Source organism: Hymenobacter segetis (assembly GCF_054776495.1).
In genome coordinates this window covers 2,034,419-2,050,030 of sequence record NZ_BAAHBV010000001.1, presented here as the reverse complement: position 1 = coordinate 2,050,030, position 15,612 = coordinate 2,034,419, and the positions used below count along the sequence as shown (strand labels likewise).

Here is a 15,612-nt window from a genome sequence, read left to right as displayed (position 1 = left end):
ACTGGGCGCGAGTAGCGGCTCATTTACTCACTTACCCATTTACTCATTTACTCAATGGCTAACAACCTCCTCGCCGGCAAAGTCGGCATCATTTCCGGCGCGCTCAACGAACATTCCATTGCCTGGAAAGTGGCCCAGCGGGCACACGCCGAAGGCGCCCGCTTCGTGCTCACCAACGCGCCGCTGGCCATGCGGATGGGCGAAATCAACAAGCTGAGCGAGGAGTGCAACGCGCCCATCATCCCGGCCGATGCGACGTCGACGGAGGAGCTGGAGGCGCTGTTTTCGGGGGCGCAGGAGAAGCTGGGCGGCAAGATTGACTTCGTGCTGCACAGCATTGGCATGAGCGCCAACATCCGCAAAAAGAAGCACTACGGCGAGCTGGACTACAAATTCTTCCAGCAGACGATTGACGTGTCGGCTATGTCGTTTCATAAGATGATGGCCGTGGCCGAGAAGCAGGATGCCATGAACGAGTGGGGCAGCATCGTGGCCCTGAGCTACATCGCCTCGCAGCGCGCCTTCCTCGACTACACCGACATGACGCAGGCCAAGGCCATGCTCGAAAGCATTGCCCGCAGCTACGGCCAGCGTTTCGGCAAGCTGAAAAAAGTGCGCGTGAACACGGTATCGCAGTCGCCCACCAAAACCACGGCTGGCACCGGCATCACGGGTTTCGATGCCTTCTACAACTTCGCCGACATGATGTCGCCGCTGGGCAATGCCCCGGCCGAAGCCTGCGCCGACTACTGCATCTCGCTGTTTTCGGACCTCACGCGCTACGTGACCATGCAGAACCTGATGCACGACGGCGGCTTCAGCACCACCGGCATCTCGGCCGAGATTGTGGACATGATGACCAAAGCGGCCGGCGTTTCGCAGGAATAAGCGCGGCGAATGGTTGAAATAAGAAAGCCCGGCCGGTTGGTCGGGCTTTTTGCGTTTGATGAGTGGGCGCTGGCAACAAGTCGTGGATAAGCCCCGGCAAGTCGTGGATGAAGCCCGGCAAGTCGTGGATAAGCCCTGGCAAATCGTGGATAAGGTCCGGCAAATCGTGGATAAGCCCCGGCAAGTGGTGGAACAGCTTTGGCAAGTGCCGGAACGTCGCTGGCAAGGCATGGAGTATCGGCGGCAAGCATCCGAATACCACCGACAAGGACTCGAACGCCATCGACAAGCCAGTGGCCCGGCATCGATTGCGCAGAAAAACCGTGCTTTCGGCGCAGCCAGCCGCTAGGTTTGCGGCATATTAAGGGCTGAATTATGAAGAATCTATTGCTGCTGGTGTTGCTGAGTTTCGGCGGGCTAGGCCGGGCCTGGGGCTACGATTTCGTGGTGGCGGCCGACGGTAGCGGCCGGTTTCGCACGGTGCAGGCGGCCTTCGATGCGGTGCCCGATTTCCGGAAGAAAGTCACCACCATCTTCATCAAGAAGGGTATTTATAAGGAGAAGCTGGTACTGGCTGGCTCGAAGCAGCTAGTGAAGCTCATTGGCGAGGACCGGGATTTGACCATCCTGACCTACGACGACTACAACCAGAAGAAGAATATTTTTGGGGAAGACAAGGGCACGTCGGGCTCGGCAAGCTGCTATATCTACGGGGCTGATTTTTCGGCGGAGAACCTCACGTTTCAGAACTCGTCGGGGCCGGTGGGGCAGGCGGTGGCCGTGTGGGTCGATGGCGACAAGGCGGCGTTTGTGAACTGCCGGTTTCTGGGGTTTCAGGACACGCTGTACACGTATGGGCGCGGTAGCCGGCAGTTTTACAAGGGCTGCTACATCGAAGGCACGGTGGATTTCATCTTCGGCTCCAGCACGGCGTGGTTCGAGAACTGCGAGATTTTCTGCAAGCGCGGCGGCTACGTCACGGCGGGCAGCACGCCCGACACGGCGCGGTTCGGCTACGTGTTCAGCCACTGCCGCATAACCGGCGATGCGCCGGCGGGTAGCTTTGGGCTGGGCCGGCCCTGGCGGCCCTACGCCAAAACCGTGTACCTGAACTGCGAGTTGGGGGCCATGATTCGACCCGAAGGCTGGGACTTCTGGGACAAGGAATCGAACAAGAAAACCGCCTACTACGCCGAGTATAAGTCGAGCGGGCCGGGAGCCGCGCCGAAGCAACGAGTGCCGTGGTCGCACCAGCTTACGGACGCGGAAGCCCGGATTTATACCCGCGACAATGTGCTGCACGGCTGGCAGCCGGCGGAGTAATGTAGCGCGGACTTTGTAGTCCGCGTCCCCGTGCCGTTCGGATATTATTCAGATTTCCGCGGCGGACGCGGACTACAAAGTCCGCGCTACATTTCTATGAAACTTCTGCTTCTCTTGCTGCTGGCCGCCGCCCCAGCCTTTGCCCAAACGCCCGCCGGCCCCATCACCGTGGCCCAGGACGGCACCGGCACCTACCGCACCGTGCAGGCCGCCGTGGATGCCGTGCCCAACCAGTCGCAAAAATTGGTGACCATCCGCATCAAGCCCGGCACCTACCGCGAAAAGCTGGTGGTAAACACGCTCAAAACCCACATAAAACTGGTTGGTGAAAATCCCGAAACCACCATCCTCACATTCAACGACCACACCGGCGACGCGGGCGGGCACAATACCTATACCTCGTACTCGGCGCTGGTGCAGGCCAACGACTTCGCGGCCGAAAACCTCACCTTCGAAAACAACGCTGGCTACACCGCCGGGCAGGCCGTGGCCCTACACGTGGAGGGCGACCGCTGCACGTTTAAAAACTGCCGCGTGGTGGGCAATCAGGACATCCTGTTCCTGGCCGCCGGCCACACCCGCCAGTATTTCCAGGACTGCTACCTCGAAGGCACCACGGATTTCATCTTCGGGGCCAGCACGGCCGTATTCGACCACTGCGTTATCAAAAGCAAAAAAAGCTCGTTCATCACGGCCGCGTCCACGCCCGAGCAGCAGCCCTTCGGCTTCGTGTTTCTGAGCTGCAAGCTGACCGCCGACACGGCGTTGGCCAAAAAAGTGCACCTCGGCCGGCCCTGGCGGCCCAATGCCAAAGTGGTGTATCTGAACACCGAAATGGGCGGCCACATCGTGCCCGCCGGCTGGGACAACTGGAAGAATCCGGCCAATGAAAAGACGGCTTATTTCGCCGAATACCGCTCCACCGGGCCGGGCGCTAACCCGGCGGGGCGGGTGCCGTGGTCGCACCAGCTCACGGCGAAGGAGGCGAAGGGCTACACGCTGAAGGCGATTTTTGCGGCGGAGGTGCCGTGGGTGCCGGGGAAGTAGCGGATTGGCGGGGCTCCGGCTGTCATCCTGAGCGGAGCGAAGGACCTTATCACCGAAAAACGGTTTGCAGTAATCCAATCGGAGCAAGCGTGAGAAGGTCCTTCGCTGCGCTCAGGATGACAGCCGGAATCCCACCACCCCACCTAGTACCCCCGGCTCAAATCCACCAGATTCTCCAGCGGCTGGCCGTTGCGCAGCCGTTCCAGATTGCGCAGCAGCACGTCGACTTTGCTTTCGTCTTCATTATGCTGGCCGCCGCCGGTGTGCTGGGTGAGCAGCACGTTGGGCAGGGTCCAGAGTGGGTTATCAGCTGGCAGGGGCTCGATGGCGGTTACGTCGAGCACGGCCCCGCCGAGGTAGCCGGCTTGCAGCAGGCGGATGAGGGCGGGCTCGTCGGTGGTGTTGCCGCGGCCCACGCTGGCGTAGATGCTGCCGGGGCGCATGGCCGCTACCAAATCGGCGGAGAAAAAGCCCTCGGCGCTGCCAGGCAGGGTATTTATCACGATGTCGGTTTCGGGCAGGGCGGCTTTCAGGTCTTCTTTGGAATGGAGCTGGGCCTCGGGGTGGGTGCGGGCCAGCAGCTGCACGGGGCACTCGAAGCCGCTGAGCTGCTGGCGCACGGCCAGCGCAATGGCCCCCGCGCCCAGCACTACCACGCGCTTGCCGCGCAGCAGGCCGGCGCGGTTGCGCACATAGGCCCCGCCCACCCATTTGCGTTCGGCTTGGAGCACGGCCAGCTCGCCCAGGTGGCGGTAGAGGGCCAGCAGGCCACCCACCATGGTTTCGGCGCAGGGCCAGGCGAAGAAGTCGCCCATGTTGGCCACGGGCAGCGTGAGGTGCAGGTGGCGGTAGCGCTCGAAGCCGGCCGAATCAATCTGCCAGAAGCGCAACCGGGGCGAGGGGCCGGCCGCCAGCCACACGGGCGGTGGGTTGCCGAGCAGCACCTCGGCTTCCTGGAAAGCCGGGAACTGGTCTTCGGGGGCTAAGTCGTGGCTGAAAGTAACTTCTACGTCGGCGGGGAGCTGCTGCTGAAGGTAGGCGCGGGCCGAGGCGCTGAGGGGCGAATAAACGAAAAGATGCATGGGGGAGCAGCCGGTACGGCCGCAGGGAGTTGGCAAGCGTGAGTGCCTGAAACGGAATAATGGACAAAGTTGCTGCCCGGACGGCGTACTTTTTATGAAGAAATGGTCCGAGTGAAGGCGGTTGAGGGTATGCCCGGGCCGGCCTTCGTACCCGGCTGGCCCTGGAGCCTGATGCCCCCGCGCCACGAAGTAGCTGCCGTTGCGCCCCAGGCAGAAACTGCTTTGAAGTAGCTGATGAATGGATACGGGGCCGGTGATGTGCTAAAAAAGCCGTTTCTTGCGCGCCCAAATTCCTGCTCTTTGGGGCAATTGCGGCGGCTGGCCTCGTGGGGCGGGCCATCGCAACGGCCCTTGCTACTTACTTCTCTTCTGTGATTCAAACGCTACGTAAGCTGCTGGTGGTGGCCGTGGTGGGCCTGCTGCCGGGCCTGCCCGTTCCTGCCGGGGCTCAGGGGCAGCCCGCTCGCCCATCGGCGGTGGCCCCGCCCGTCAAGACTATTCTGTTCGTCGGCAACAGCTTTTTTCACGGCAAGTACCAGCCCGTGCTGGCCTACAACGCCGCCCACGTCACCGACGAAAACTACGGCCTGCCCGCCACCGACCCGCGCTGCGAAACCACCACCGGCGAGCCCGTGGTATGGGGCGGCATTCCCGGCATCTTCCAGCAATTCACCGAGGAAGCCGGCCTGAATTACGAAGTTCATTTCGAGGAAATCAACGCCCGGCCGCTGCAATACCACTACGAGCACGCGCTCAGCATCATTCAGCAGCCGCGCTGGAACACGGTAGTGCTCCAGGAGCACAGCCAGTGGGCGCTGCCCCCGCGCCACGGCGGCCACCCCGAGCTGTTCCGCGACTACGCCACCCGGCTGGAGCGGGCCGTGCACACGGCCAGCCCCGCCGCCAGCGTGTTCCTGTTCCAGACCTGGCCCCGCGCCGACCTGACTTACCAGGCCGGCAAGCCCTTCAGCGGCCTGCCCATCGACTCGATGGCCCAGGAGCTGCACGCTTCCTACTATGGCCTGCTGGCCCAGAACCCGGGCTTCAAGGGCATTGCGCCGGCCGGCGATGCCTGGCTACGCGCCGTGCAAACCGGCCTCGCCCAGCGCAACCCCTACGCCCCCGAGCCCGGTAAGGTCGACCTCTGGGCCGAAGACCACTACCACCCCAGCAACTGGGGGGCCTACCTCACGGCCTGCGTGCTGTTTGGCGAAATCACCGGCCACGACCCCCGCGCCCTCGGCGGGGCCGAGCAGGCCGCCGCCGCCCTCGGCATCAGCCCGGCCGAGGCCGTGGCCCTGCAGCGCGTGGCCGCCGAGCAGATAAGCGCCGCCCGGCCCGGGGCTTTCGCCGAAAAGCCGATGAGCCCGAAAAAGCCCGCCGCCCGCAAGGGCAAGGTTAAGCTGTGACGCGCCCGGCGGGGGGCAGCAGCGGAATGCTCCAGCCCGCCCCCGTGGCTACCGAAATGCTTGTGGCATTGCCGGGCCGCAGTTCCGTTGTGGCAACGCGCACCCGGACGCTTTGCGCTGCCAGGGCCACTTCCACTTCGTAGTAGCTGCCCAAAAACCGCACGGCCTGCACCGTGCCGCTGGCTCCGGCCGCAGCCGCTGGCTCCAGCCGCAACTGCTCGGGGCGCACCAGCAGCGCGGTGTCTTTTTTGAAGCGTCGGCCCGGCAGCAGCGCCCGCCGGTCGGCCCCGCGCACCAGGTTGTAGTCGCCGAATAGCGCGGCCGTGGCCTCATCCACCGGCTGGTGGTAGAGGTGCGCGGGAGTGCCCTGCTGCACCAGCCGGCCCCGGTGCAGCACCAGAATTTCATCGGCCCAAGGCAGCACGTCGGTGGCATCATGCGACACGAGGAGGCAGGTGATGCTCAGGCGGGTGCCCAACTCTTCGATAATGCTCTGCAAAATGCGCTTGTGGGTGCGGTCGAGGTTGGAGAACGGCTCATCGAGGAGCAGCAGTTGGGGCGCGCCCAGTAGCAGCCGGGCCAGCGCCACCCGCTGCTGCTCGCCGCCGGAGAGCTGGTCGGTGCGGCGCGGCATGAGGTGGGCAATGCGGCACAGCTCATACACGGCCTGGGCTTCGGCTTCGGGGCGCTTGTTGGCGTAGCGCAGCACCTGCTCGACGCGCAGGAACTGCGGCAAATCGGACTTTTGGGAGAGGTAGGCCACGCCGGGGTGGCCGGGCACCAATACATCCTGCGGGCCGCGCACGCGGCTGCCGTTGGCGTGCACCGTGCCGGTGCTGGGCTGGATGAGGCCGGCTACCATTTGCAGCAGGGTGCTTTTGCCGGCTCCGCTTTCGCCGGCCAGTGCCAGCTTCTGCCCTGCTTTCTGGGTGAAGCTAATGGGGTGGAGGGCAGTGAAGCCGTTTTCGGTAAGGCTGAGGTTGGTGACGGTGAGAATGTCCATGCGCCGGCAAAGAACGGGGCTGGGGCAGGTTGCAGGCGGGTCGCACCGGGGTGAGATGTGCAAAACACGCCGAATTGCTAAAACATGGCAAACACGCGCAACATGGCAAACACGTAAAACAGGGCCTATGCAGCGGTTTGCGGGGCCTATGGAGCGGTTCGCGGGCCGTATAAATGAGTTCGCAGGGCCTATGGGGCGATTTGCGGGGTGTATGCAGCGATTTGCGGGGTGTATGGGGCGATTTGCGGGGTGTATGAGCGGGTTCGCGGGGTGTATAAACGGGTTTGCGGGCTATTACAATAGCTTCGCGGGGTGTGACGACGGTTTCGCGGCCTCTTATGGAGCGAGCAGGAGTTGCTTGCCGGGCTTTTCGTGGGGGTAGTTGGCGATGATGTCGCGCAGGATGGCCATGTCGTGGGGGCAGGTCTGGGCGAAAGCTTGCCAGTGCTGCAACACCACGATATCCGGCATTTCGACCACGGCGATGATGGCATCCCAGAAAGCGTCCCAGCTCACGCCGTACCAGTCGGGAAAGCCCAGCTGGCTTTTCATCGTCTGGTGAAAAGCCGCTTTGGTGTCGATGCTGGTTAGGTCAATGGTCATTGGGGCTATTGCCGTTTGCTGGCGTGCGTCTCTGACGCGTGCCGACTGGGTTCGAATTAGAATTACGGCAAACTAAGTCGTTCTACGCCCGAGTCAGAGAATCTAATTCAGTTGGCAATGCATCGGCACTATCTCTTCACCAGAGGTAGTTCAGCTTCCTGAACCACCAGCGTATCGCCAGCGGCGATACGGGGGGGGAGGGTAGTGTTCAACACGTTGAACAGATTGCCTCCAATCCCGCATCTTCCGCCGCTTACGGTCGCTGAAAAATAGAAAAACATGAGGGCGAGGCTAGCCTTTTCGCCACGTAGATTGAGCACATACACTGGCTTGAAATCACATTGTGTCCCAAAGCCAGTGGATGGGGGTAGTGCGGTGCATGTATAGACTGGCGAAACGCCTTGAATGTCGTGCGTAATATTGTCGCATTTACTGGAACTACTGGACGGAGAAATAGCTGACTTCGGGTTCTTCGATGTTAGTACCGCTCTTGCATTGGTGAGGCCAGAAAATGTCACGAGTACACTGGAGCTCGGGGGAAAGCCACTCGTTGGAGCAGTAGTATTGAGAATGGCATCCGAAGGGCTGGTGAAAATTAGTTCAGCTGCCCGAAATGGCGGAATAACCCCCCATGCTATGGGCAATCCGGCATATTGACGCTCGAAATATCGACGAATTATCACATCGTTTTGTATTTCACCAGCCTGGGTAAACATACGTATTGGTCCGGGCTCTGGCGTAGCGGAGATAGTATAAGTGCCAGTTGCATCAAACTTAGGCGTCTCTTCAGACTTGCTTTTGCTGCAACCAACAAGTGTAATTAGTCCTAAAGCCAGTGGGTAGAAGTAGTGTTTCATTGAAAGGTGATTTAGGAAAGCAGCAAATATACTGGAGTCACCCAAGTGGCGCGAACCCAATTCAGGCTAAGTTTCACCATTATCTACAGGGAAGGCATTGTAGCAGAAAACAACGTTCACATGGTATCAGGTACCGCTATTGGAGTAGTGGAGACACGGAGACCACAGATGAATCAAACAAAGTGCGTTCTAACAAAAGGATTTGATTGACAAGTAGAAACCGCGTGTAGAATTGGAAACAAAGATGCCTCACGAAGCGGTATCCAGTACGTCGTCCCCGTCATCGGCCATGGTCTTGGCCAGCTTCTCGATATTTAAGCTGCGGGCCGAGGCGTCGAAAATCTCGCGGTAGGTGCCTTTCAGGTCGTAGAGCTCGTCGTGGGTGCCGCTTTCCACCATGTGGCCTTTTTTCATGACGTAGATGCAATCCGAGTCCACGATTTGGGCGAGGCTGTGGGAGATGATGACCACCGTGCGGCCCTGCTTGATGGCATCGAGCGAGTTTTTGATTTGCTCGGTGGCGATGGCATCGAGGCTGGCGGTGGGCTCGTCGAGGAAGATGATGGGCGGGTTTTTGAGGAAGAGCCGGGCGATGGCGATGCGCTGCTGCTGGCCGCCACTGAGCTGCTGGGCATCGGACTCGTACTGGCGCGGCAGGTCCAGAATCTGGTCGTGCAGGTAGGCTTGCTTGGCGGCGGCTTCAATCTGGGCCTGGGTGGCGGTGAAGTCGCCGTAGCGGATGTTTTCTTCGATGGTGCCCTTGAAAATGTGGTTTTTCTGGAGCACCAGGCCGATTTCCTGGCGCAGGGCGAAGGTGTCGTACTGGGCCAGCGGGTGGCCGTCGAGGAGGATTTCGCCGCTGTCGGGGCGGTAGAACTGGCAGAGCAGGTTGATGATGGTGCTTTTGCCCGCCCCGCTGAGGCCCACCAGCGCGGTGGTTTTGCCGGCCTGAATGGTCAGGCTCACGTCGTGCAGGGCAGCCGTGCCGCTGGGGTAGGTGAAGTTGACGTTGCGCAACTCGAACTGGCCGCGCAGGTTGTCGCCGGGTTCGAGCTGGCCGGGGCGCTCGCGCTGGTCGTCGGCGTCGAGGATGGCGAAGAAGCCTTCGGAGTAGGTGAGGGCCTCGTTCATCTCGTCGTAGATGCGGTGGAGCTGCCGGATGGGCGCCGACACGTTGTTGAACAGCAGGATGTGGAACATGATGGCCCCGATGGAAATCTGGCGGCCGAGCACGAGGTAGGCCGTGAGCACGATGATGGCCACCACGCCAATCTGCTCGACGAAGGTTTTGAGGCCGTCGAAGCGGAAGTTGGTTTTGCGGGTCAGGAGCTGGGCCCCTTCGAGGCGGCTTTGCACGGCGGCCTGCTTCTGGCCTTCGTACTGCTCGCGCACGAAGCTTTTGATGACCACAATGCTGTCGATGATGCTGATGAGGCCGTGGTTTTTCTCCTCGCGCAGGCGCTGGAGGCCCCGCCGCACGCCCTGCAACTTCTCGGCCTGCGCGTAGCTGAGCCAGAAATAGACCGGCAGCACGGCCAGCGCCACCAGCCCCACCCACTTGTTATTGAGGAAAATGACCACCAGCGCCACAATGGCGTTGGCGAAGAGCGGCATGATGTCGATAAAGAAGTTTTGCACCAGCTTCATGAGGCTCTCCACGCCCCGGTCGATGCGGGTCTGGAGCTTGCCGGTCTGGTTGCCGTCGTCGGAGAAAAAGCCGAGCTGGTAGCTCAGAATCTTGCTCACGGCCGTCTGGGCCAGCACGCCGGAAATCTGGATGCGGATTTTCTCGCCGTAGTATTTCTGCCCGAACTGGATGAAGGTGTTGATGATTTCCTTGCCCAGCAGCAGCCCGCTCACCCAGGCCAGCAGCGTCCAGCCCTCGGCCAGGCCCTGGCCCTTGTCCAGCATACCCTGCACGGTGTCCACGGTATAGCGCAGCACGAAAGGGTTGACCTGCGCGGCCAGCGAGCCCACCAGCGTGAGCAGCAGCGTGGCAATGACCAGGCGGCGGTAGGGCCGCACAAATGGCAGCAGGCGTTGGATAATCTGCCAGAGGCTCATCTAATCGGGGCTAAGGGGAGCCGGTTAGACGGGCGGGGCGGGGGTGGGGTTGGGCTCTTCTACTTTCTTTCCTCTACGTCCCAGCCATCATATGATTTAATGCCGCACTGAATTGCCAAGCCATCAAAAGCAAGATTGCGCCTGTGAATATTCGTGCAATGAAAAAGCTTGTCCAATAATTTGATTTAACGGATTGCTTAAAGCCGAATAAGAAAAATAATGATTCCAGCTATTACTAATGCATGGATTGCTGCCGTTTTATAATCTTTATTCAGGGTAAATACAAAAAAGAATATTGTATTGATAATAAGTCCTGCTACGATAACTGCGAGCATGTAAACGGCTAATCCATAGGAGCTGCTATTTTGTTGAGTTGAGAGTAGGTATATGATAAATGCAGCAAATCCATTAAATAAAAATGGCGTGAGGTATTTAAGTTGGATTGTGTCATTAGTGTCTGCCATAAGTTTAATTGATGAAATGAGAAATATTCTGCATGAGCATTGGCTTGTTGCGTAAGTATATGTCAGATACTTTGAATAATATTCTAAATTGAAGCAGCCGCTCGTAAAGCGGCCACTAGAACAGCAATATGGCCCAAAGCCGCCATAGCCGGCACGAGTTACGTTGCGTTAAACCCGCGCCAGCGAAGGTCAATCCAAACCAGTTCACCTCAAAGACCAACCAGTTGCCCCAAAAGCCGAACTGACTGCCCTTTTAGCCGAACTCACTTCCCTCGAAGGGCAACCAGTTCGGCTCCGACCCCAACCAGTTGCCTTCCGAGGGTAACTCACTGCCTTCAGCGGGCAACTGGTTCCGCTTTCAAGGCAACTGGTTTGAGTATGACCTCAACTAGTTGGACTTCGCGGGCAACTGTTTCAGATTCTCAGCTGCTGCTGAAACGCAGGCTGCTGCTCTGGCCGAGGCGCTAAACTCGCACCAATAGGGTTCACGAATGCAGAATTTACGCGGAATGTAAAGTGTTGAATATTCAACAAATAATTAATTGAGTGCTAATTATTGGCGAGTGAGAATTGTCAATCAGCAGATAATCTGTTGCTTATTATTAAAAATTGACAAAAATTATACGGCCTATTAACCGCTCATTTTCAGGGATTCAGGTGCTGTTTCCGTCGATTAAAAGAACGGAATGGTCGATAAAATGTGCAACGCGGGTAATAATTTCCCCGTTTTCGGAGTTATTAATTCAGTAGCAAGCCGCTACCGCTGGCGCAAAACGCCCAGTGCACGTACCACCATTACCACCTTTTTTATGCTGCGTACCGCCCTGTTATTTTTCTGCATGTTGGGCTTTTTAGCCTCCGAATCTTACGCTGCGCCGGCCACGGCGGCCTCGTCGCGGCCCATTCACCGGCGCAAGCCCACGGCCGGCAACTACGTGCCGGTGTACCGCTACTATCGCGGCCACAGCAGCCAGAAAACTGGTTTCTTCGGCCTGTTCAAGCACCATTCTAAGGCGGCCAAGCGGCATAGCTCGGCTCCGCGCGTGACGCGTGGGGGCCGGCCGCACCGCACGATGTAGCGCGCGGCCCGTTCGAGACACTACTTAAAAGCGAAAGGCTACTCCTGCATCAGGAGTAGCCTTTCGCTTTTAAGGGCCTGCACTCCGGCCGCACCGCAGGGCGCAAGGCTCCACAGCGCAACAACGCCCCGGCCAACCGGCCGGGGCGTTGTTTTTTCAGATGACGAAGCCGGCTTACTTATCGGCCTTCACTTTGATTTTGTCGCCGTCGGTCGACTTGGCTTTCATTTTCTTCACGTCCGAGTCGCCCATGCCCATGCCGGGGCCACCGCCGCGGTTCATGCGGTCGGCTTGCATGGTGGTGTATTTGGTGTACTGGTCGGCGGTCAGCACTTCCTTGAACTGGGCATCGTATTTGGCGCGGTTGGCTTGCATTTGGTCGCGCATCTGGTCGCGGTTGCCAGCGTCGCGGGCCTGGCCGCGCATGGCCTGCATTTCCTGTCCACGGGCCAGTAGAATCTGCTGCACTTTGGCAGTCTGGTCGGCGTTCAGGCCCAACTCTTGGGTCATGCGGTCGGCCTGGCGCTTGGCCATTTCATCGGGGTTGCCTTGCATGCGGCCGCGGCCCTGCATGGTGCCGGCGGCATCGGGCGTGGTGGTTTGGGCGGCGGCGGTGCCTACGGTGAGCGCACAAACAGCCAGCAGGGGAAACAGAAACTTTTTCATCGGATTAATTAAGAAGTGAGCGTGGAAAAAGAGGAGTGATTGAAAACGGAAGATTCATAAAGAAGCCCCGTTCTGGATAACGGAACGAGGCTTCTGGCGGGCAAGTTGCCGAGGCTTAGCGGTGGTCGTCCCGGCGGTCGTTTTTGTGGGCGGCTTCCCAGCGGGCGCGCTCTTCGGGCGTCACGCGGTGGTTTTTGTCGAAGCCGTAGTTGTTGTCTTTGCGGTCGTCTTTGTAATCCTTACGGTCGTCTTTCCGGTCATCCTTGCGGTCTTTGCGGTCGTCTTTCCGGTCCTCTTTGTAGTCCTTGCGGTCGTTTTTGTGGGCTTCTTCCCAACGCTTGCGCTCATCGGGCGATACTTTGTGCTTCTTGTCGAAGCCGTAGTTGAAATCCTTGTCGTTGCGGTCGTTGAACCGGTCGTTGGGGTTTTGCTGCGTGGGACGGCCGTCGTGGCCGAAAGCGGCCGGAGCGGCGGCAAACGAAGTAGTGGCCAGTAAGCTGGCGGCGGCGAGGATGGAAAAAAACGAAGTTTTCATGATGGTGAAGCGAGCGATGGGTGAAAAAATGGTTTGGTGAATTGGGGGTGTAAAGCGGAGTTGTCAGGTTTCAGGCGTTTGAAAATCAGCGGCGAGAACCAAGGCAGTCTATTGGGGTTGGTGCAAACCTGCGGCCGAAAGCAGCCGTGAAAAAATAAGGTGGACCAAGGGGGCCTTAGCATCGACCAGGTGGGCAAACCACCGGACGAGCTTGCCAAAAGGGCCGGTCACGCCAGGACTGTCAGCGTGGCCGGCCCGGCTTGGCTAATTAGCGGCGGCCGTTGTTGCGGTCGTTTCTGTGGGCGGCTTCCCAGCGGGCGCGCTCCTGGGGCGTCACGCGGTGCTTCTTGTCGAAACCATAGTTGAAGTCTTTGCTGTTGCGGTCGTCGCGGTCGTGGTCGTTGCGGTGGTTGTCATAAGGCCCGGCAGCAGCGGCGGCAAACGAAGGCGTGGAAGAAGCCATAAGCATGGCGGCAGCGATGATGGAAAACAAGGAGGTTTTCATGGTTTCTGAGTGAAGGGGAGTGAAAAATGGAGGGGAAGCGGTGGGCTCGGTTGCTGCAGGCAGCGGGCTCCGGAATGTGAGAATCGACTCATCCTGCCAGGGTATTTGCAAACCACCGGCCACATCCCGTCCGGAAATAAAAAGGTGGACGGACGGGCCGGATACCCCGACCAGACCGCCCACTTCCCGGACTTAGAACCCATTTAAACAGGTCAGAAAAAGGTCATTCCGACGCAGCAGGAAGCTGAGTAGAGCCGTTCCAACAGCTTCACTCAGCTTCCTGCTGCGTCGGAATGACAGTTTGCGCCTACTCCACCAGCCCCAGCGTGCGGGTCAGCTTATTCTTCGGAATGGTGAAACGCAGGCTCTGGTCGCCTTTTTTCGACCGCTCGCGGCGGCGGTCCACCAGCGCCTGCACCTTGTTTTCGTCCTCGTTGCGCGAAAACAACACGCTCGCCGCATCCGCAATCAGCGACACGGCGCGCGGCACCGGCACGCTTACCTGCTCATAGTCAGGGTCGGGCGACGGTGGGGGCTGGGTTTGGGCCAGCGCCCCGCCGGCCCGCAACAGCAGAAACGGAAGCAGAATGGGTAGTTTTCTGAGCGACATGGGCAGCGGATGGATATTGCAAAGATGCCGCAAAATGCCCCGCCGTTGCCCGGCTACCCCAGTTTTTCCTTGAATAATCGCAACGTGCGGTCCCAGGCCAGCTTGGCGGCCTCGGCGTTGTAGCGGGCGGGGGAGGTGTCGTTGTTGAAGGCGTGGTTCACGCCCTCATACACGTACAGCTCGTACTTGGTGCCGGCCGCTTTCAGGGCCGCTTCGTAGGCCGGAATGCCGGCGTTGATGCGCTGGTCGAGGCCGCCGTAGTGCAGCATCACGGCCGCTTTTATCTGGGGCACATCCTCGGTCTTGGGCTGCTGGCCGTAGTAGGCCACGGCGGCGTTCAGCTTGGGGTCGTGCACAGCCAACTGGTTGGCCAAGCCGCCGCCCCAGCAGAAACCCACCGCGCCGGTGCGGCCGTTGCAGTCGGGCCGGGCGCGCAGATATTCCAGCGCTTTGAGGTAGTTATTGAGGTTTTTCACCGGGTCGAGCTGGCCGATGAGCTCGCGGCCCTTGTCCTCGTCGGCCGGCGTGCCGCCCACCACTGACAGCGCATCCACGCCCAGCGCCAGATAGCCGGCCTGGGCCACGCGCCGCGTTACGTCCTTAATGTGCGGCGTCAGCCCTCGGTTTTCGTGGATGACCACCACCGCGCCGCGCTTCTGGCGGCCCTTGGGGTGCACCAGGTAGCCCCGCACGGGGCTGCCATCGCCAATCCAGGTTACTTCTTCGGCTTCCAAATCATCGGCCTCGGGGGCGATGGTGGCCGCCGCCGCGTAGCCCGGCTCCAGCACCGAAAGCGCCGTGAGGGCCAGCGCCGTACCGCCGGCCAGCTTTATCAGCCGGTCCATAAACTCCTTGCGGGTGAGCGGGGCGTGGGTATACTCGTCAAAAAGATTGATGATGCGCTGGTCCATGAGGCTAAATGTAAGCGGTTTATGGCTTGCGCTATTCTTCTTCGCGGTGCACCGTGTCGGGGCTGAACGCCGGCACGCAAATAGACCAGTATTCGCACTCTGCATCAAACGGATTGGAATAGCGCACCCGCGCGCCTCCCTTAATCAGCAGCGCCTGCCCGGCCTGCAACTCCACCACGTCGCCGTCGATTTCAAAGCGCTTCCGGCCGCGCACCACGATGGTAATTTCATCGAACGTGGGCGTCTGGTGGGGCTCGCTCCAGTGCGGCGGGGCCACCATGTGAGCCAAGCTGTAGGCCGAGGTGCCGGTACTGGCCCCGCCCACATGCTCTTCAATGAGCTTGCCATCGGTGGTGGGCACTACAAAAGGAGCGGGGTTGAGGATGTAGCGTTTTTCGGACATTGTTAGAGTGGAATGAGGTGTGGTACGGTTTGAAGTAAGAACTACGAATAACGTCATGCTCATCTGGCGTCCGCACAGCCGAAGCATCTCGCGTGCGGCAGTAATTCAATCGTAGAAAAAGGAATTTAGTGGTAGCACGCGAGATGCTTCGGCTGTGCGGACG

At 59.8% G+C, this 15,612-nt stretch carries 17 protein-coding genes; 5 read left to right on the top strand and 12 right to left on the bottom strand.

Going from position 1 to position 15,612, the window contains the following annotated elements; translation table 11 throughout:
* The first annotated feature begins 54 nt into the window (after positions 1-54).
* The 3 genes from ACYU70_RS08490 (at position 55) to ACYU70_RS08480 (ending at position 3,258) form a co-directional block, all read left to right on the top strand.
* Positions 55-888 (top strand): enoyl-ACP reductase FabI, encoded by an 834-nt coding sequence (locus tag ACYU70_RS08490; RefSeq protein WP_342295616.1) that lies wholly within the window; start codon positions 55-57, stop codon positions 886-888.
* Between the two features lie 375 nt (positions 889-1,263).
* Positions 1,264-2,211 (top strand): pectinesterase family protein, encoded by a 948-nt coding sequence (locus ACYU70_RS08485; protein WP_342295615.1) that lies wholly within the window; start codon positions 1,264-1,266, stop codon positions 2,209-2,211.
* 96 nt (positions 2,212-2,307) lie between these two features.
* Positions 2,308-3,258 (top strand): pectinesterase family protein, encoded by a 951-nt coding sequence (locus ACYU70_RS08480; RefSeq protein ID WP_342295614.1) that lies wholly within the window; start codon positions 2,308-2,310, stop codon positions 3,256-3,258.
* Positions 3,259-3,401: 143 nt separating this feature from the next.
* Here ACYU70_RS08480 and ACYU70_RS08475 read toward each other — a convergent pair whose 3' ends face one another.
* Positions 3,402-4,340 carry a D-2-hydroxyacid dehydrogenase gene (locus ACYU70_RS08475; protein ID WP_342295612.1) on the bottom strand — a complete coding sequence of 313 codons (939 nt, stop codon included), beginning with the start codon at positions 4,338-4,340 and terminating at the stop codon, positions 3,402-3,404.
* Positions 4,341-4,711: 371 nt separating this feature from the next.
* Here ACYU70_RS08475 and ACYU70_RS08470 point away from each other — a divergent pair, with 371 nt between their 5' ends.
* Positions 4,712-5,749, top strand: a complete 1,038-nt coding sequence (locus tag ACYU70_RS08470) for a hypothetical protein (RefSeq protein WP_342295611.1) — start codon at positions 4,712-4,714, stop codon at positions 5,747-5,749.
* Here ACYU70_RS08470 and ACYU70_RS08465 read toward each other — a convergent pair.
* The 5 genes from ACYU70_RS08465 to ACYU70_RS08445 all read right to left on the bottom strand — a co-directional run bounded on the left by ACYU70_RS08465 (position 5,739) and on the right by ACYU70_RS08445 (position 10,740).
* Positions 5,739-6,752, bottom strand: a complete 1,014-nt coding sequence (locus ACYU70_RS08465) for an ABC transporter ATP-binding protein (RefSeq protein ID WP_342295609.1) — start codon at positions 6,750-6,752, stop codon at positions 5,739-5,741. The two genes, ACYU70_RS08470 and ACYU70_RS08465, sit on opposite strands and share 11 nt — an antisense overlap.
* A 336-nt stretch (positions 6,753-7,088) precedes the next feature.
* Positions 7,089-7,355, bottom strand: coding sequence for a barstar family protein (locus tag ACYU70_RS08460; protein ID WP_342295608.1), 267 nt, complete (start codon positions 7,353-7,355; stop codon positions 7,089-7,091).
* Between the two features lie 128 nt (positions 7,356-7,483).
* Positions 7,484-8,212 carry a hypothetical protein gene (locus ACYU70_RS08455; protein WP_342295607.1) on the bottom strand — a complete coding sequence of 243 codons (729 nt, stop codon included), beginning with the start codon at positions 8,210-8,212 and terminating at the stop codon, positions 7,484-7,486.
* A gap of 249 nt (positions 8,213-8,461) precedes the next feature.
* On the bottom strand, positions 8,462-10,276 hold the full coding sequence (locus ACYU70_RS08450) for an ABC transporter ATP-binding protein (RefSeq protein WP_342295604.1): 1,815 nt from the start codon (positions 10,274-10,276) through the stop codon (positions 8,462-8,464).
* 197 nt (positions 10,277-10,473) lie between these two features.
* Complete coding sequence (locus ACYU70_RS08445; protein ID WP_342295602.1) at positions 10,474-10,740, bottom strand: hypothetical protein; 267 nt, start codon at positions 10,738-10,740, stop codon at positions 10,474-10,476.
* Between the two features lie 809 nt (positions 10,741-11,549).
* Between ACYU70_RS08445 and ACYU70_RS08440 the strand changes: the two genes are divergently transcribed.
* Positions 11,550-11,819 carry a hypothetical protein gene (locus ACYU70_RS08440; RefSeq protein ID WP_342295601.1) on the top strand — a complete coding sequence of 90 codons (270 nt, stop codon included), beginning with the start codon at positions 11,550-11,552 and terminating at the stop codon, positions 11,817-11,819.
* Positions 11,820-11,993: 174 nt separating this feature from the next.
* Here the strand turns inward: ACYU70_RS08440 and ACYU70_RS08435 are convergent, their stop codons facing one another.
* The 6 genes from ACYU70_RS08435 to ACYU70_RS08410 all read right to left on the bottom strand — a co-directional run bounded on the left by ACYU70_RS08435 (position 11,994) and on the right by ACYU70_RS08410 (position 15,449).
* Positions 11,994-12,485: a hypothetical protein gene (locus ACYU70_RS08435; RefSeq protein WP_342295599.1), complete on the bottom strand. Its 492-nt coding sequence runs from the start codon at positions 12,483-12,485 to the stop codon at positions 11,994-11,996.
* Between the two features lie 115 nt (positions 12,486-12,600).
* Positions 12,601-13,020 carry a hypothetical protein gene (locus ACYU70_RS08430; protein ID WP_342295597.1) on the bottom strand — a complete coding sequence of 140 codons (420 nt, stop codon included), beginning with the start codon at positions 13,018-13,020 and terminating at the stop codon, positions 12,601-12,603.
* Positions 13,021-13,288: 268 nt separating this feature from the next.
* On the bottom strand, positions 13,289-13,525 hold the full coding sequence (locus ACYU70_RS08425) for a hypothetical protein (protein WP_342295595.1): 237 nt from the start codon (positions 13,523-13,525) through the stop codon (positions 13,289-13,291).
* Positions 13,526-13,832: 307 nt separating this feature from the next.
* Positions 13,833-14,135: a hypothetical protein gene (locus ACYU70_RS08420; RefSeq protein WP_342295593.1), complete on the bottom strand. Its 303-nt coding sequence runs from the start codon at positions 14,133-14,135 to the stop codon at positions 13,833-13,835.
* Between the two features lie 53 nt (positions 14,136-14,188).
* Positions 14,189-15,046, bottom strand: a complete 858-nt coding sequence (locus tag ACYU70_RS08415) for a dienelactone hydrolase family protein (protein WP_342295591.1) — start codon at positions 15,044-15,046, stop codon at positions 14,189-14,191.
* 31 nt (positions 15,047-15,077) lie between these two features.
* Positions 15,078-15,449, bottom strand: coding sequence for a cupin domain-containing protein (locus ACYU70_RS08410; RefSeq protein ID WP_342295590.1), 372 nt, complete (start codon positions 15,447-15,449; stop codon positions 15,078-15,080).
* Positions 15,450-15,612: the final 163 nt, after the last annotated feature.

Coding starts and splice junctions, on each gene's coding strand:
- ACYU70_RS08490 (WP_342295616.1), top strand. CDS start 55: ATGGCTAACAACCTCCTCGCCGGCAAAGTCGGCATCATTTCCGGCGCG.
- ACYU70_RS08485 (WP_342295615.1), top strand. CDS start 1,264: ATGAAGAATCTATTGCTGCTGGTGTTGCTGAGTTTCGGCGGGCTAGGC.
- ACYU70_RS08480 (WP_342295614.1), top strand. CDS start 2,308: ATGAAACTTCTGCTTCTCTTGCTGCTGGCCGCCGCCCCAGCCTTTGCC.
- ACYU70_RS08475 (WP_342295612.1), bottom strand. CDS start 4,340: ATGCATCTTTTCGTTTATTCGCCCCTCAGCGCCTCGGCCCGCGCCTAC.
- ACYU70_RS08465 (WP_342295609.1), bottom strand. CDS start 6,752: ATGGACATTCTCACCGTCACCAACCTCAGCCTTACCGAAAACGGCTTC.
- ACYU70_RS08460 (WP_342295608.1), bottom strand. CDS start 7,355: ATGACCATTGACCTAACCAGCATCGACACCAAAGCGGCTTTTCACCAG.
- ACYU70_RS08455 (WP_342295607.1), bottom strand. CDS start 8,212: ATGAAACACTACTTCTACCCACTGGCTTTAGGACTAATTACACTTGTT.
- ACYU70_RS08450 (WP_342295604.1), bottom strand. CDS start 10,276: ATGAGCCTCTGGCAGATTATCCAACGCCTGCTGCCATTTGTGCGGCCC.
- ACYU70_RS08445 (WP_342295602.1), bottom strand. CDS start 10,740: ATGGCAGACACTAATGACACAATCCAACTTAAATACCTCACGCCATTT.
- ACYU70_RS08440 (WP_342295601.1), top strand. CDS start 11,550: ATGCTGCGTACCGCCCTGTTATTTTTCTGCATGTTGGGCTTTTTAGCC.
- ACYU70_RS08435 (WP_342295599.1), bottom strand. CDS start 12,485: ATGAAAAAGTTTCTGTTTCCCCTGCTGGCTGTTTGTGCGCTCACCGTA.
- ACYU70_RS08430 (WP_342295597.1), bottom strand. CDS start 13,020: ATGAAAACTTCGTTTTTTTCCATCCTCGCCGCCGCCAGCTTACTGGCC.
- ACYU70_RS08425 (WP_342295595.1), bottom strand. CDS start 13,525: ATGAAAACCTCCTTGTTTTCCATCATCGCTGCCGCCATGCTTATGGCT.
- ACYU70_RS08420 (WP_342295593.1), bottom strand. CDS start 14,135: ATGTCGCTCAGAAAACTACCCATTCTGCTTCCGTTTCTGCTGTTGCGG.
- ACYU70_RS08415 (WP_342295591.1), bottom strand. CDS start 15,046: ATGGACCAGCGCATCATCAATCTTTTTGACGAGTATACCCACGCCCCG.
- ACYU70_RS08410 (WP_342295590.1), bottom strand. CDS start 15,449: ATGTCCGAAAAACGCTACATCCTCAACCCCGCTCCTTTTGTAGTGCCC.